This window comes from Bacillus sp. EU55, from assembly GCF_038005925.1.
GTDB lineage: Bacteria > Bacillota > Bacilli > Bacillales > Bacillaceae > Bacillus > Bacillus velezensis.
This window is the reverse complement of the sequence record NZ_JBBOUE010000001.1, coordinates 1,382,318-1,395,492: the sequence shown is the minus strand read 5'-3', so window position 1 is coordinate 1,395,492 and position 13,175 is coordinate 1,382,318. Positions and strand designations below refer to the sequence as shown.

14 protein-coding genes, 1 riboswitch and 1 other annotated feature are annotated in these 13,175 nt (G+C 47.7%); of the genes, 3 read left to right on the top strand and 11 right to left on the bottom strand.

The genetic code is table 11. The annotated features are described in order from the left end of the window. Positions 1 to 7 precede the first annotated feature (7 nt). The 8 genes from NYE50_RS07465 to NYE50_RS07430 all read right to left on the bottom strand — a co-directional run bounded on the left by NYE50_RS07465 (position 8) and on the right by NYE50_RS07430 (position 6,253). Positions 8 to 433, bottom strand: a complete 426-nt coding sequence (locus NYE50_RS07465; RefSeq protein ID WP_095061377.1) for an organic hydroperoxide resistance protein — start codon at positions 431 to 433, stop codon at positions 8 to 10. Between the two features lie 113 nt (positions 434 to 546). Beyond that, positions 547 to 1,794, bottom strand: a complete 1,248-nt coding sequence (proA, locus tag NYE50_RS07460) for a glutamate-5-semialdehyde dehydrogenase (RefSeq protein WP_012117384.1) — start codon at positions 1,792 to 1,794, stop codon at positions 547 to 549. Next, the gene (gene proB / locus NYE50_RS07455; RefSeq protein WP_032874651.1) at positions 1,791 to 2,903 is read right to left on the bottom strand and encodes a glutamate 5-kinase; all 1,113 of its coding nucleotides are present in this window, start codon (positions 2,901 to 2,903) and stop codon (positions 1,791 to 1,793) included. Before proB ends, proA begins: the two co-directional genes overlap by 4 nt. Before the next feature lie 69 nt (positions 2,904 to 2,972). Then, positions 2,973 to 3,186, bottom strand: a binding site (T-box leader). 86 nt (positions 3,187 to 3,272) lie between these two features. After that, positions 3,273 to 4,175, bottom strand: a complete 903-nt coding sequence (gene purU, locus NYE50_RS07450; RefSeq protein ID WP_003154764.1) for a formyltetrahydrofolate deformylase — start codon at positions 4,173 to 4,175, stop codon at positions 3,273 to 3,275. A gap of 74 nt (positions 4,176 to 4,249) precedes the next feature. After that, complete coding sequence (locus NYE50_RS07445; RefSeq protein ID WP_007407235.1) at positions 4,250 to 4,564, bottom strand: DMT family transporter; 315 nt, start codon at positions 4,562 to 4,564, stop codon at positions 4,250 to 4,252. Beyond that, on the bottom strand, positions 4,564 to 4,902 hold the full coding sequence (locus NYE50_RS07440; protein ID WP_007407236.1) for a DMT family transporter: 339 nt from the start codon (positions 4,900 to 4,902) through the stop codon (positions 4,564 to 4,566). The genes NYE50_RS07445 and NYE50_RS07440 overlap by 1 nt, the downstream gene beginning before the upstream one ends. A gap of 66 nt (positions 4,903 to 4,968) precedes the next feature. Next, a riboswitch (guanidine-I (ykkC/yxkD leader) is annotated at positions 4,969 to 5,077 on the bottom strand. Positions 5,078 to 5,089: 12 nt separating this feature from the next. Further along, positions 5,090 to 5,635: a GNAT family N-acetyltransferase gene (locus NYE50_RS07435; protein WP_159354059.1), complete on the bottom strand. Its 546-nt coding sequence runs from the start codon at positions 5,633 to 5,635 to the stop codon at positions 5,090 to 5,092. A gap of 99 nt (positions 5,636 to 5,734) precedes the next feature. Beyond that, a complete protein-coding gene (locus tag NYE50_RS07430) occupies positions 5,735 to 6,253 on the bottom strand; it encodes an acyl-CoA thioesterase (RefSeq protein WP_159354058.1) in 519 nt (172 codons plus the stop codon). A 189-nt stretch (positions 6,254 to 6,442) separates the two neighbouring features. Between NYE50_RS07430 and NYE50_RS07425 the strand changes: the two genes are divergently transcribed. The 3 genes from NYE50_RS07425 to NYE50_RS07415 all read left to right on the top strand — a co-directional run bounded on the left by NYE50_RS07425 (position 6,443) and on the right by NYE50_RS07415 (position 10,144). Beyond that, entirely contained in the window at positions 6,443 to 7,291 is an 849-nt protein-coding gene (locus NYE50_RS07425; protein ID WP_159354057.1) for a dimethylarginine dimethylaminohydrolase family protein, read from the top strand. Between the two features lie 70 nt (positions 7,292 to 7,361). Then, complete coding sequence (locus tag NYE50_RS07420; protein ID WP_012117380.1) at positions 7,362 to 8,411, top strand: lactonase family protein; 1,050 nt, start codon at positions 7,362 to 7,364, stop codon at positions 8,409 to 8,411. A 164-nt stretch (positions 8,412 to 8,575) separates the two neighbouring features. Beyond that, positions 8,576 to 10,144, top strand: coding sequence for an IS1182 family transposase (locus tag NYE50_RS07415; protein WP_340762868.1), 1,569 nt, complete (start codon positions 8,576 to 8,578; stop codon positions 10,142 to 10,144). A gap of 80 nt (positions 10,145 to 10,224) precedes the next feature. On the opposite strand, the gene NYE50_RS07410 is transcribed toward NYE50_RS07415, so the two are convergent. The 3 genes from NYE50_RS07410 to NYE50_RS07400 are packed head-to-tail and all read right to left on the bottom strand — an operon-like array spanning position 10,225 to position 13,172. After that, positions 10,225 to 11,205, bottom strand: coding sequence for an ABC transporter ATP-binding protein (locus tag NYE50_RS07410; protein WP_224988657.1), 981 nt, complete (start codon positions 11,203 to 11,205; stop codon positions 10,225 to 10,227). A gap of 3 nt (positions 11,206 to 11,208) precedes the next feature. After that, the gene (locus NYE50_RS07405; protein WP_014417540.1) at positions 11,209 to 12,108 is read right to left on the bottom strand and encodes a C40 family peptidase; all 900 of its coding nucleotides are present in this window, start codon (positions 12,106 to 12,108) and stop codon (positions 11,209 to 11,211) included. After that, positions 12,105 to 13,172 (bottom strand): dipeptide epimerase, encoded by a 1,068-nt coding sequence (locus NYE50_RS07400; RefSeq protein ID WP_206695487.1) that lies wholly within the window; start codon positions 13,170 to 13,172, stop codon positions 12,105 to 12,107. The genes NYE50_RS07405 and NYE50_RS07400 overlap by 4 nt, the downstream gene beginning before the upstream one ends. Positions 13,173 to 13,175: the final 3 nt, after the last annotated feature.

The window sequence follows — 13,175 nt, the reverse complement described above, 5'->3', positions numbered from 1 at the left end:
CTTATTTTTATTCTGCTGCCAGAAGCTTCACTTCAATATTTCCCGCTGTCGCTTTTGAATACGGGCAGACACCGTGCGCTTTTTGGATAAGGGCTTCAAGCTCCTGTTTATCAATGCCGGCTGCTTTGACCTCAAGCGTAACGCCTAGTTTATATCCTTGGTCTGCTTCATCTTTCAGCAGACTGACATGCGCAGTGACCTCTGTTTCAATACTCAGACGCTCTTTTCTTGCTACGAGCTGAAGAGCGCTGTCAAAGCAGGCTGAATATCCTGCGGCAAACAGCTGTTCAGGGTTTGTGGCATGCTCGAGCTTTTTTGCTCTTGGCGTTCCCGGCATGGCAACATCAAGATTCAGCACTCCGTCAGAAGACGTGACTTTCCCTTCACGTCCGCCGGCGGCTGATACGGTTGCAGTAAATAATGGTTTTGTCATGTGAATTCACCCCTATTATATTGTGTACAATTTAATCTTACACAATATAATAGAAACCGTCAATCTTTCCGCATAAAAAAAGCCTACCCTTTTTGAAGGATAAGCTTAAAAGATTATACGCGGATTTGTCCGTTTCCTTTGATGATGATTTTTGTAGATGTTAACGCCGGAAGCCCCATCGGCCCTCTCGCGTGAAGCTTTTGCGTGCTGATGCCGATTTCGGCTCCGTATCCGAATTCAAAACCGTCTGTAAACCGGGTTGAAGCATTATGATACACGGCGGCGGCGTCAACGGCGGTCTGGAAGTAAGCCGCATGCTCGGCGTTCTCCGTCAGAATGGCTTCTGAATGGTTTGTGCCGTACTGCTGAATGTGGCGGACCGCCTCCTGTACGTCCTGCACCGTTTTCACACTGAGAATCGGCGCCAGGTACTCCGCTCCCCAATCGGCTTCTTCTGCTTGTTTCGCTTGAGGCTCCAGTCTGCAAATCACCTGGTCTCCCCGGAGCTCCACCCCTTTTTCTGTCAGCTGATTCAGCAGCTTTCGTCCGTGTTCTTCGGCCCATTTTTCATGAATCAAAAGAGATTCAATCGCGTTGCAGACCGAAGGACGCTGTGTTTTGGCATTGATGACGACCTCGCTTGCCATTTGAGGATCTGCTGACTCATCTATGTACACGTGGCAATTGCCCGCTCCGGTTTCTAAAACGGGTACGGTTGATTCCCTGACAACAAGATCAATTAAATTTTTACCGCCGCGCGGGATCAATACATCCAGCCCGTCATTTAATGTAAAGAGCTGTTTGGCGGTTTCTTTGCTTGTATCTTCTATGAGCTGAACGGCATCAATCGGAAGCTTTGACAGCCCAAGTGCGCGTTTCATCACACTGACAAGCGCTATGTTGCTGTGGATGGCGGAAGAACTTCCTCTGAGCACAACCGCGTTTCCGGTTTTCAGGCAGAGTGTCGCCGCGTCTACGGTAACGTTCGGTCTGGCCTCATAGATCATGCCCACTACTCCAAGGGGCACGCGGATTTTTTCAATAGATAATCCATTCTCTTTTTGAATGGTCTCCAGCGATTCACCGACGGGATCTTCAAGACCGATTAGCAGTTCCACGGCGTCCGCGATATCGAGCAGGCGTTTTTCATCAAGAGTCAGCCTGTCAATAATGTCAGGTGTCAGTCCTCTGTTCCGTCCCGCTTCAATATCTTTCTGATTCTCTGTTAAAATCAGCCGGCGTTCATTTCTGAGTCCGTCTGCAATACATTGGAGCGCTTCGTTTTTTTCAGCCGTCGTTTTCATGACCATTTCGGCAGCCGCTTCTTTTGCCAAAGCCGCTTTTTGCAATACTTCACTCATTTGTGTTCCCCCTCGTCAAATAAATTCACCCAATCATCTCTGTGAATCACTTCCACCTGCTTCGTTCCTGAAAGCTGGTCGCTCCGCTTCCCTTTGACTTCTAAAATTTCATCGGATGAGTACTGCGTCTGCCCTTTTCCGATAATGCCGCCGGGTCCTCTGACTTCCACTACGGCCCCTTTCGGAAAACTGCCGCAGACATCGGCGACGCCGGCCGGGAGGAGACTTGACCCGTTATGGATCATCGCCTGCTCCGCTCCCCCATCAATGATGATTTCCCCTGATATCGGAGAATGAAACATGATCCATTGCCGTGTATTATTCACTGAGGACAGGTCTTTATCGCCGATATAAGTGCCGTCGCCTTTTCCGTCTAAAATTCCCATCAGTTTTTCCCGTCCGGAGCCGGTTCCGATAAATACCTTCACCCCGAGCGACAATGCGGTCTGGGCGGCGAGAAGTTTTGACTTCATGCCTCCGGTGCCGACCTTTGAGCCTGCTGATCCGGCATATCCAAGCAATTCAGGTGTGATGTCATTCAGATAGTCGAACCGCTTTGCGTCGGGGTTTTCATTCGGATTGGCATCGTACAGCCCGTTAATGTCTGTGAGAATCATTAATTGGTCTGCATGAATCAACCCGCTTACAAGCGCCGACAGCATGTCGTTATCACCGAACGTCAGCTCTTCGACTGATGTGGAATCATTCTCATTAATAATCGGCACGACGCCACGCTCCAACAGTTCCATTACAGTGGCATAGGCATTTCTGTACCGCTCTCTTTTTGAGAAATCATTTCTTGTTAATAAAATTTGTGCCGGTGTCAGACCGTATCTTTTTAAATGGTCCATATATTGCTGCATTAAAAGCGTCTGGCCGACTGCGGCAGCTGCCTGCTTTCCTTTTATCGTAACGGGTCGCGACGGATAGCCGAGAGCGGAAAAACCCGCTGCCACCGCGCCTGAGGTAATGAGGATCACTTCATGCCCGTTTTCTTTTAATAAAGAAATGGCTTCCGTATGTTCCTTGATTTTTGCTTCATCAATACTTCCGTTACTGTTGGTGAGCGAGCTGCTCCCGATTTTCACAACAATTCTTTGTTTTTTCATCATTTCTCCTCCGTGGCAATCAATCCAAACCGGCTCTCGTCAATAAAAAAAGCCCATTCCGTCCTGAAAAATAAGGACGAAATGGGCTTTCCGTGGTACCACCTTGTTTGAACGCGTTTTTCACGCGTCCCGCTTTCCTGTAACGCCAGGTTATCGCGCCTGAGTTTTCCCCTCAGGACTCCAAGGCAGGTTCGGCAGGTTTCATGCGGCAAAATGTTTCAGCGGGCCATTTTGCTCTCTGTCACAGAAAGTTCTGCGTACTGATCCTCTTCAACGCTCAATGTTTTTTTTATATTATGCAAAGAAAACAGGTTCTTGTCAAGACATTTTCATCCATAAAAAACAGTCCGCCTCCCCGGCGGACCGTCATTAATTAAATACGATCGTTTTGTTTCCGTGAACGATGACGCGGTCTTCCAGATGCCATTTTACGGCTCTTGCCAACACGCTCCGCTCAATCGTTCTGCCGATATTCTTCAGATCCTCTGCGTGATCTCTGTGATCGACGCGTTCAATATCCTGTTCAATAATCGGCCCTTCGTCAAGATCGTCCGTCACATAGTGAGAAGTCGCGCCGATTAATTTCACTCCGCGCTCATAAGCCCGTTTATACGGATTAGCGCCGATAAAGGCCGGCAGAAATGAATGGTGGATGTTAATAATCCGATTCGGATGGGCAGATACAAAATCAGACGTCAAAATCTGCATGTATCGGGCAAGAACGATCACATCAATCTTATACTGCTCCAGCAGCTCAAGCTGGCGCCGCTCCACTTCGGCGCGGATGTCTTTGTTAGCTTTCATGTAATGGAACGGAATATTCAGCGGTTCGACCACTTCTTTGGCCTCTTCGTGGTTGCTGATGACGACCGCAATTTCGGCCATCATATTGCCGCTTTGCCACTCCCAAATCAGTTCATGAAGACAGTGCAGCTCCTTCGATACAAAGATCGCCACTCGCTTCAGCTCACTTGCCAGAGACAGGCTCCATGTCATGCCGAATGTCTGGGCGATTGAGGCGAACGCCTGCTGTAAGTCCTCTTTTTTCTCACGAATGCCCTTACAGTCGAATTCGATCCTAAGAAAAAACCGTCCGCCTTCAGGGTCAGTCGTGTATTGATTTGATTCAATAATGTTTGCGCCATGTTCAAACAAAAACGCCGACACGGCCGATACAATTCCCGGCTGGTCGGGGCAGCTGACAAGCAGGCGCCCTTTTTCCTCATTCCCGCGGCGGTATTCTTTCAGCCGCTGTGTCATATATGAATTCATCTGTTTTAATCCCTCGTATCTTCATAATTCGTAACTTACTAATAGATTATACTGAAGATTTGATAAAAATCAATTTACGAAAGAATTTTCAGCCCTACGGCAGCGCATAAAATAAGCGCAATGAAAAAGATGCGCTTCGCATCCTTCTGCTCGCCGTAGAAAAGAATGCCGGCTAATGCGCCGCCCGCTGTGCCGATACCGGTCCAGATCGCATAGGCCGTGCCCATCGCGATCGTCTCCATCGCATAAGAAAGCAGGGAAAAAGAAGCCGCAAATCCGGCGATAATGAAAAGAATCCACTTGACTTTCTTTTCTTTTTGAAATTGATTCATTAAAATGACCCCGAGCATTTCACAAAGACCCGCGGCTATCAGGCTGATCCAATGCATTACGCCTTCTCCTCCTTCGTCTCAGGCTTATCCTGTGTGACCAGCTTTAATCCGATGACACCGATCAGCAAAACGCCGATCAGCACGATTTTCACCGGATCGGCCTGTTCTTTGAAAAGCAGGATTTCACTGAGCACGGTGCCCGCTGTCCCGAGTCCGGTAAAGACCGCGTATACCGTTCCTACGGGCAGGCTGTCTGTCGCCTTGATTAATAGATAAAAACTGATGATGATTCCCGTAATCGTGCCGCTCCACGCCAGTGCCGAATCAGCATGTTTCAGGCCGGTGACCCATACCACTTCAAATACGGCCGCTATGACCACTAAACCCCATTTCATGTTCTTCACCCTTTCTGTATCCGGACAATACAAAAAAGCCCGGATAGTCGTCTCACATGAGATTGACTCTCCCGGGCTTTTTTCCCTCCGTGTGCATATGCGGGATATGTCCGCATATGTGTCTTCTCTCGGACCAGGCCATGTATGAACATGCGGAACCCTAGAAAACATATCTGTTTGTATCATACTACATTTCGCCGAAACGTTCAACGTCAGATGTGATGTCAAAAACCGTCAGCTGCCTCTCCCATTTGGTAACGGTCTCACCGGGCACCATGCCGATTTTTTCCGCGACACGGACGGAGGCAGCGTTTTCCGGATCAATCAGCGCCGCTATGCGTCCGTATTGCTGCATATGAAAACCGTAGTCCAGACAGGCATTCGCCGCCTCTGTCGCATAGCCGCAGCCCCAGCGGCGGCGGGCAAACATATAGCCGATTTCCATCAAAGTGTTCCCGTTTACCGTCTGCGGAACGATTCCGCATTGACCGAGAAATGCGCCCGTCTCTTTTTCCTCTGCGATCCAAAGACTGACGCCGTATCCTGCGGTCAATCGTTTGTTCCAGGCAATCCATTCCTTCGTTTCCCGTCTGCTTTTGAGAGAAGGATAATATTTCATGACCTCTCTGTCGGTAAACAGCCCGTACAAATTTTCTTCATCGTCATCCCGCATAGTCCGCAGACGGATACGCCCGGTTGTCAGGATGGTGCCGGAAGACTTATGTTTCATCATGCACGCCACGTCTCCTTTCCCTGTTATAGATTATGGATCCGGCAGGAAAAGTCCTTTCTCAGCATAAAAAAACCGCTTTTTAAAAAAGCGGTTTGACGATTACCAAGGTTTATCTGTTCCGAGCGCCTCGGCCAGGGCTTTGCTGTGTTTTAAGCGGTTTTTTCGTTCTCGGGCGCGCTGAACGGCCGTATTGTGAAGCATGATTTCTTCCTCGGTTTCCGGCACGATCCGCGGAACGGGTACCGATTTCCCGTTTGAATCAAGCGCGACAAAGGTCAGAAACGACGTTGCCGCAAGCTCGCGTTCGCCCGTCATCAGATGCTCTTTAATGACTTTGACAAACACCTCCATAGACGATGTGCCGACCCATGTGACGTAAGATTCAAGGCATACGGAATCCTGTTGGCCGATGGGGCGCAAAAAATCTACAGAATCCATTGAAGCCGTGACTGTTTCACACCGGCAGTGGCGGGCCGCGGAAATTGAAGCGATATCATCAATGTAGCTCATCAGCTTTCCGCCAAACAGCGTATTGTGATTATTCGTATCAAGCGGAAAAACCCTGCTTGTTTTAACAACCCTTGTTTCTTTGCAAAATCTTGATTCTGGCAACTTCATATTATTTAAACTCCCCTTTGGTGTCTGGTCGTTTTGACTCATTCATCTGTACCCTATTAAACAATACTTTGACCGTTTTGTCTAAAATTTTAAATATTAAGTTGGTTAGATATTCTCTCAGAAATGTTTCATTATTCATCACATCCGGGAATAATAAACGCACATTGAATACCGATAGGAGGATATCACATGGACGTATCCATTCCCAAATCCACGCGGAAACCGGCTTGCCGCAGTGAGTTTGATGCTTTGCAGACAGTCATCTTATGCCGGCCGGAACACATGGCCATCAAGGATATTATTAACGGAACGCAGAAACATTTCAAACAAGAAAATATTAACATACCCGTTGCCCTCAAACAGCATAGTGAGTTTATTGACATTTTAAGATCTCATCAGATTGAAGTCGTCCTGCTGCCTGCCGATCCCGCATTGCCTGAGCAGGTATTCACCCGGGATATCGGATTTGTCTTAGGCGAGACGGCGTTTATTTCAAACATGGCGGCTTCAGTCCGGCAGGGAGAAGAAACCGTGTTTCAAGGCCTGCTTGACAATAAGAAAATCCCTAAAAAAGCGAACATTGAAGGCGGCGACATCTTGATCGCAGACGGCACCGTTTACGCCGGGCTGAGCAAGCGCACGGATAAAGCGGCTGTCCGGGAGCTGCAGGAGGCGCTGCCGGAGATGACGGTTGTGCCGATCCCTCTCAAGGAGGATTTCTTACATTTGGACTGTGTATTTAATATGATCTCGGAAACGGAAGCGCTATACTGCAAAAATGGCTTGCGGCAGAAAGAAATTGATCTTCTCGCCGAACGTTTTGAGATGATAGAAGTGCCTGAAGAAGAGCAATTCACGCTCGGCCCGAATATCCTGTCAATCGGCAATCAGACAATTATCAGCCTGCCGCAGCACCGTCATACGAACCGCGAGCTCAGAAAAAGAGGTTATACGGTCATTGAAACCGAGTTTTCCGAAATTATTAAATCAGGCGGTTCCTTCCGCTGCTGCACCTTGCCGCTTGTCAGAACATCTTAAACATTTACAAGGCAGTTTCCTTCAAGATACGTTAATATAGAGAAGACAAGACTCTAAAGGGGGAAACCGAATGGCTAAGTACATAGGATACGCGGGAACATATACAAAAGGCGGAAGCGAAGGCATTTATTGTTTTGAACTTGATACAGAAGCGAAACGGCTCAGCCGTCCGAAGCTGGCAGCAAAGCTCGGCAACCCGACATACGTCACTCCGAATTCTGATAACAGCATGCTGTATTCCATTGAAAAGGCAGACGGAAAAGGCGGTGTCGCAGCCTATCAGATTCATCAGAACAGCGGGGAATTAACTTTTGTGAACCACCAGCTGATTGAAGGCCCGTCTCCATGCCACGTCAGCATTGATGATAAACATGAATATGTGTTAACCGCTAATTACCACAGCGGAAAAGTGCACGCCTTTCCCGTCAATGAGGACGGAAGTCTGCGGGAGCCGGCTGCCGAAGCCGCTCATACGGGAACAGGTCCTCATGAAAGACAAGAGAAACCGCATACCCATTTCGCAGGCTATACACCTGAGCATAACTACATTGCAGCCGTCGATTTAGGGACGGATACGCTTTATACTTACCAAATGAAAAACGGTTCGCTCACAGAGGTGAAAACTCATTCTTTCGCACCGGGTTCAGGGCCGCGCCATATCGTTTTTCATCCGGCGGAAAAATACGCCTATGTCATGACGGAAATCAGTAATGAAGTCATCGCGCTTGAATACAACCCGACCTTAGGTGAATTCAGAGAGCTGCAGGTCATTTCCGCTTTGCCTGAAGGCTTTACGGACAAATCGCAAGGCAGCGCGATACGCATATCTAAAGACGGCAGATTTCTTTATGCCGCCAACCGCGGACATGACAGCATCGCCATCTATAAGATCAACCAATATTCCGGTGAATTGTCTCTTATTGAATGGGTGCCGACAGAAGGAAACTGGCCGCGTGATTTCGCGTTTGACCCTTCCGAGACATTCCTTGTCGCGTCAAACGAAGAAACGGGAAATCTGGTTTTGTTTGAACGTGATCCGGAAACAGGCAAATTGACTCTGCTTCAATCTGACATTCCGGTTCCGTATCCGGTCTGCGTGTCATTTCTGCATCAGGTTTAATCAAAAAGGGGCTGGGACAAAACCCACCTCTAAGACGAAAAAAACGGTGAAATTTTACGACGAGTAAACTTTCACCGTTTTTGATTATTTTACAATAAAAAATAAGGACAACTTCTGATAAAATTAAGTTACCATACAAAATCTAATCAGAAAGAAGTGTCCTTATGTTTAAAGATTATACCATGAATCAAATCGTTTTGCCTTTAGATTTAGAAGTAAAGTTACAAAATAATGATATTGCCTACCATGTCCATCATTTAGTGGAAAGTATCCCTCAAGAAGCGTTTGAACCATTTCTTCGAAATGAAGGTTGTCCTGCCTATCATCCACGCATGATGCTTAAAATTATTCTATGTGCCTACACTCAATCTGTCTTTTCAGGGCGTAAAATAGAGGCCCTATTAAAAGACAGTATCCGTATGATGTGGTTAGCTCAAGGGTATGAACCAAGCTACCGTACAATTAACCGATTTCGTGTTCAACCAGTAGTGAAAGATTTAATCCGTCAATGTTTCATCCAATTTCGCTGCCAATTGATTGAAGAAAAACTGATCGATCAAGAAGCGATATTTATCGATGGTACAAAGATTGAAGCGAATGCGAATAAATTTACGTTTGTCTGGAAGAAAGCGATTGAGAAATTTCATCAGCGTTTAATTGATAAGTCAAACCAGTTGTACAATGAGTTGCTTGAGAACGAAATCATACCCCAAATGGAACGGGAAAGTGATGAACAGCTATCATTTGGAGAGCTCACTCAAATGGTTCAAAAAGTAGACGAAGTAGTGACCGAATATGATAAACAAATAGAAGCATCTTCAGACGTTACGGAACGAAAAGCCTTACGAAGGGAACGAAAATACCCGAAACAAGTGCGTAAACAGTTGATTGATTTTATCCTAAGAAAACGGAAGTACCAACAGGATCTTAAAATCTTTGGACCACGTAATAGCTATTCTAAAACAGATCTAGATGCGACATTTATGCGAATGAAAGATGATTATATGAAAAACGGGCAATTGAAAGCTGGTTACAATGTACAAATCGCAACGGAAGGTCAATATGCGCTTGCTTATAGTCTATTTCCAAACCCAACAGATACACGTACGTTAATTCCATTTTTAGATGAGATCGAGCAACATTATTTCGAGTTACCGAAACATATAGTTGCAGATGCAGGTTATGGTAGTGAACAAAACTTTAGTGATATTCTCTCAAACAGAAACCGAGAAGCACTGATAACATATAACATGTTTTTGAAGGAACAAAAGAAAAAGTACAAACAAAATACATTTAATCCTGATAACTGGGTATATGATCAAGAAACCGATACATATACGTGCCCTAATCAGAAACGTTTAGAATTTCAATATCATTCTGTCCGAACGGACGCTACAGGTTTCCAAAGGAGTTTCAAAGTCTACGAGTGCGAAGACTGTTCAGGATGCCCATTCCGTTCATCATGTACCAAGGCAAAAGAAGGAAACAATCGAAAACTAATGGTGAACAAAAAATGGGAACAGCAAAAAGAATATGTGAGAGCGAAGCTTTCAGAAGAGAAAACGAGTGCCATCTATCGAAAACGTAAAACCGATGTGGAACCAGTTTTTGGATTCTTGAAGGCTAATTTGCGTTTCACTCGATTTTCTGTACGAGGAAAATCGAAGGTAGCAAACGAAATGGGTCTCGCATTAATGGCAGTGAATTTAAGAAAATTCACTGCCAACTTCTAAGGTAATAGAAGAATTTATACATAAAAATAAAGAAAGATGAATTTGAGTACCCCCAAATTCACCTTTCTCATTATTTGAAGCTAGTTTTGTCCCAGCCACTTTTTGTATAAATGGCAGGCGACAAAACGCCCCGCCTTCACTTCTTCAAGCTCAGGCGTTATCTTACCGCAGAGCTCCATCGCTTCAGGACACCGCGTCCTGAATACACAGCCGCTCGGCGGGTTAAGGGGGCTCGGCAGCTCCCCTTTCAGAATAATCCGTTCACGCTTGTCCTCAAGAAGCGGATCAGGAATCGGGATTGAGGATAAAAGCGCCTTCGTATAAGGGTGAAGCGGTTCCCGGTAAAGCGCAGCGCTTTCTGTAATTTCCATCATGCGGCCCAAATACATCACGCCGATCCGGTCGCTGATATGCTTGACCATTGATAAATCGTGGGCGATAAATAAAAATGTCAGCCCTTTCTCTTTCTGAAGCCTTTTTAAAAGGTTGACGACCTGAGCCTGTACCGACACATCCAGCGCGGAAATCGGCTCATCCGCCACGATAAATTCGGGATGCAGAGAGAGCGCTCTGGCAATCCCGATTCTCTGCCTCTGTCCGCCGCTGAATTCGTGAGGATACCGGCTGCCGAAATCCGGATGGAGCCCGACAGCTTCAAGCAGTTCATCCGCCATCATCAGACGGGCTTTTCTTGTATTGTAAAGATTGTGGATTTCCATCGGCTCCATAATAATTTCCCTTACGGTCAGGCGCGGATTTAACGAGGCGTAAGGGTCTTGGAAAATCATCTGCAGCTTGCGGAAGAAGACAGACCGCTGTTCTGCCGCGGCACGGTGTATATCCGTCCCTTCATATGATACCGAACCGGCCGTCGGGTCATACAGACGGAGAATAACCCTTCCGAGCGTCGATTTACCGCATCCCGATTCTCCGACAAGTCCGAATGTTTCCCCTCTTTTAATGTGAAAACTGACACCGTCGACTGCTTTTACGGCTTTCTTTCTTCCTGCGTCAAAATGCATTTTCAGCCCGCTGACTTCAAGGAGCGGAGATGCCGTCATTTTCTATTCCCCCTTTTCGCTTATACAGCGGCGTACGGTGCATAATTCTTTTTCATAGACGGTTCCTTCCAAAGACAGCACTTCGATTGTTTTCCCCGTTTTCGGGGAGTGCAGCATTCGGCCGTCTCCCAGCGCCAAACCGACATGGTGGATCGCGCCTTTTCCTTCTTCATAGGCGAAAAACAAAAGGTCAGCCGGCCGGATATCGTTTACCGCCGCGCCGCATCCGGCTTTTGCTTGGTCCTTTGCATCACGGGGAAGGGTATAGCCGTTTGCTTTAAATATCGAATACATAAACCCGGAACAGTCAAACCCGAAACCGCTCAGTCCTCCCCATAAATACGGAAGCCCGAGAAACATCATGCCCGTTTCGATGACATCGGCCGCCCGTCCTTCCGTATGCCGGCACTCGTCTGCGTCAGCTTCATTTACGAACCGTTCTCCGAGGGGCGTCAGCACCCGGAAAAAGCCTTTCTCACGTCCTGATGCCGGAAGACGCGTTAAGAAACTTACTTCCAAGTCCGGTTCGCCGTTTGTGTGATATAAAAAAGCTGTCGGTTTGGTAATCCATACGGCGGGGGAAGATGTATGAAAGCCGTCTTTTGAAAGCTGGCTTTTTTTCATCCAGCCCGGATATCCGCGCGCATCCTTGTTTGAAGGCTGGCCGGAAACGGCGACAAAAGCCCATTCCCCTTCCTCTTTGAGAATGATCACTTCTTCCCCGAAAAGCGCTTGCGTTTGGACAAGGTTGTCTGTGCATAATTGCAGCCGCTCTTCATATCCCATAAACGCTAACCATTTTCTGATCTGCGGCGGGTTTTCAAGCATCGGCGCATCATCCGAACGGGGAGATGACGGCAGCGTCCATACGTTGGCTGCCGCCGCTGTAACGGCTGCTCTCATCTTTTCGCCTCCTCTTGTATCGACACACCGGTAATGCCGAGACCCGGTTCGTCGGGAATCGTAATCTGACTGCCGCTGTATGTGATGCCGCCTTGAATCAAATCATCTTTCAGCATAAGCGGCGCATCAAAATCAAACCTTGTCACATTCCGTTTGCCCGCGGCAAAATGAGCCGCGGCGGTGATGCCGAGCTTGGTCTCAATCATGCTGCCGACCATGCATTCCACGCCGCACGTTTCGGCCATCGCATTGATTGTTTCCGCCTGCTTTATGCCGCCCGCTTTCATCAGCTTAATATTAATTAAATCGGCGCTTCTCGTCTGCAGCACGTGAAAGGCCTGACGAGGGGTAAAGACGCTCTCATCCGCCATAATCGGCGTGTCTACGGCATCGGTAACCTGCTTCAGCCCGGCGATATCGTCTTTATGAACAGGCTGCTCGACCAGCTCAATGCCGAGGCCGGCGTCTTCCATCTTTCGGATCGCAGTCACGGCTTCTTTCGGCGTCCAGCCTTGGTTGGCGTCCAATCTCAGTTTGACGTTTCCGCCGACACGTGATCTGATCGCCTGAATCCGGGCAACATCGTCCGATATGTCACCTATGCCGACTTTTATTTTTAAAATATGAAATCCTTTGTTCATATAACGGTCTGCATCCCCCGCCATCTCCTCAGGAGAATTGACGCTGACGGTAAAATCTGTTTCCAGTGTATTCCGATAGCCGCCGAGAAGCCGGTAAAGCGGCTGTCCGTGCATTTGCGCCCATCCGTCATATACAGCCATATCCACCGCGGCTTTTGCGCTTTGATTTCTTTCCAACAGCCGGCTGATATCATACAGAACAGCTTCCGTGCCGAAAAGGCTCCGCCCCAAGAGAACGGGCTTCAGCACATCGTGGACGGCGCTTTCAATACCGGCCGTGCTGTCGCCTGTAATGACAACCGTCGGCGGCGCCTCCCCCCAGCCGGTCAGACCGTTGTCAAAAGTGAGCTTCACAATGACCGATTCAGCATTGTAAACCGTGCGCAAAGCGGTCTTAAACGGCTTTTTCAGCGGCACGGACATCCG

Bases quoted from the DNA above. Each gene is read 5' to 3' on its own strand.
- NYE50_RS07465 (WP_095061377.1), bottom strand. From the start codon at position 433: ATGACAAAACCATTATTTACTGCAACCGTATCAGCCGCCGGCGGACGT.
- proA (WP_012117384.1), bottom strand. From the start codon at position 1,794: ATGAGTGAAGTATTGCAAAAAGCGGCTTTGGCAAAAGAAGCGGCTGCC.
- proB (WP_032874651.1), bottom strand. From the start codon at position 2,903: ATGAAAAAACAAAGAATTGTTGTGAAAATCGGGAGCAGCTCGCTCACC.
- purU (WP_003154764.1), bottom strand. From the start codon at position 4,175: ATGAATTCATATATGACACAGCGGCTGAAAGAATACCGCCGCGGGAAT.
- NYE50_RS07445 (WP_007407235.1), bottom strand. From the start codon at position 4,564: ATGCATTGGATCAGCCTGATAGCCGCGGGTCTTTGTGAAATGCTCGGG.
- NYE50_RS07440 (WP_007407236.1), bottom strand. From the start codon at position 4,902: ATGAAATGGGGTTTAGTGGTCATAGCGGCCGTATTTGAAGTGGTATGG.
- NYE50_RS07435 (WP_159354059.1), bottom strand. From the start codon at position 5,635: ATGATGAAACATAAGTCTTCCGGCACCATCCTGACAACCGGGCGTATC.
- NYE50_RS07430 (WP_159354058.1), bottom strand. From the start codon at position 6,253: ATGAAGTTGCCAGAATCAAGATTTTGCAAAGAAACAAGGGTTGTTAAA.
- NYE50_RS07425 (WP_159354057.1), top strand. From the start codon at position 6,443: ATGGACGTATCCATTCCCAAATCCACGCGGAAACCGGCTTGCCGCAGT.
- NYE50_RS07420 (WP_012117380.1), top strand. From the start codon at position 7,362: ATGGCTAAGTACATAGGATACGCGGGAACATATACAAAAGGCGGAAGC.
- NYE50_RS07415 (WP_340762868.1), top strand. From the start codon at position 8,576: ATGTTTAAAGATTATACCATGAATCAAATCGTTTTGCCTTTAGATTTA.
- NYE50_RS07410 (WP_224988657.1), bottom strand. From the start codon at position 11,205: ATGACGGCATCTCCGCTCCTTGAAGTCAGCGGGCTGAAAATGCATTTT.
- NYE50_RS07405 (WP_014417540.1), bottom strand. From the start codon at position 12,108: ATGAGAGCAGCCGTTACAGCGGCGGCAGCCAACGTATGGACGCTGCCG.
- NYE50_RS07400 (WP_206695487.1), bottom strand. From the start codon at position 13,172: ATGTCCGTGCCGCTGAAAAAGCCGTTTAAGACCGCTTTGCGCACGGTT.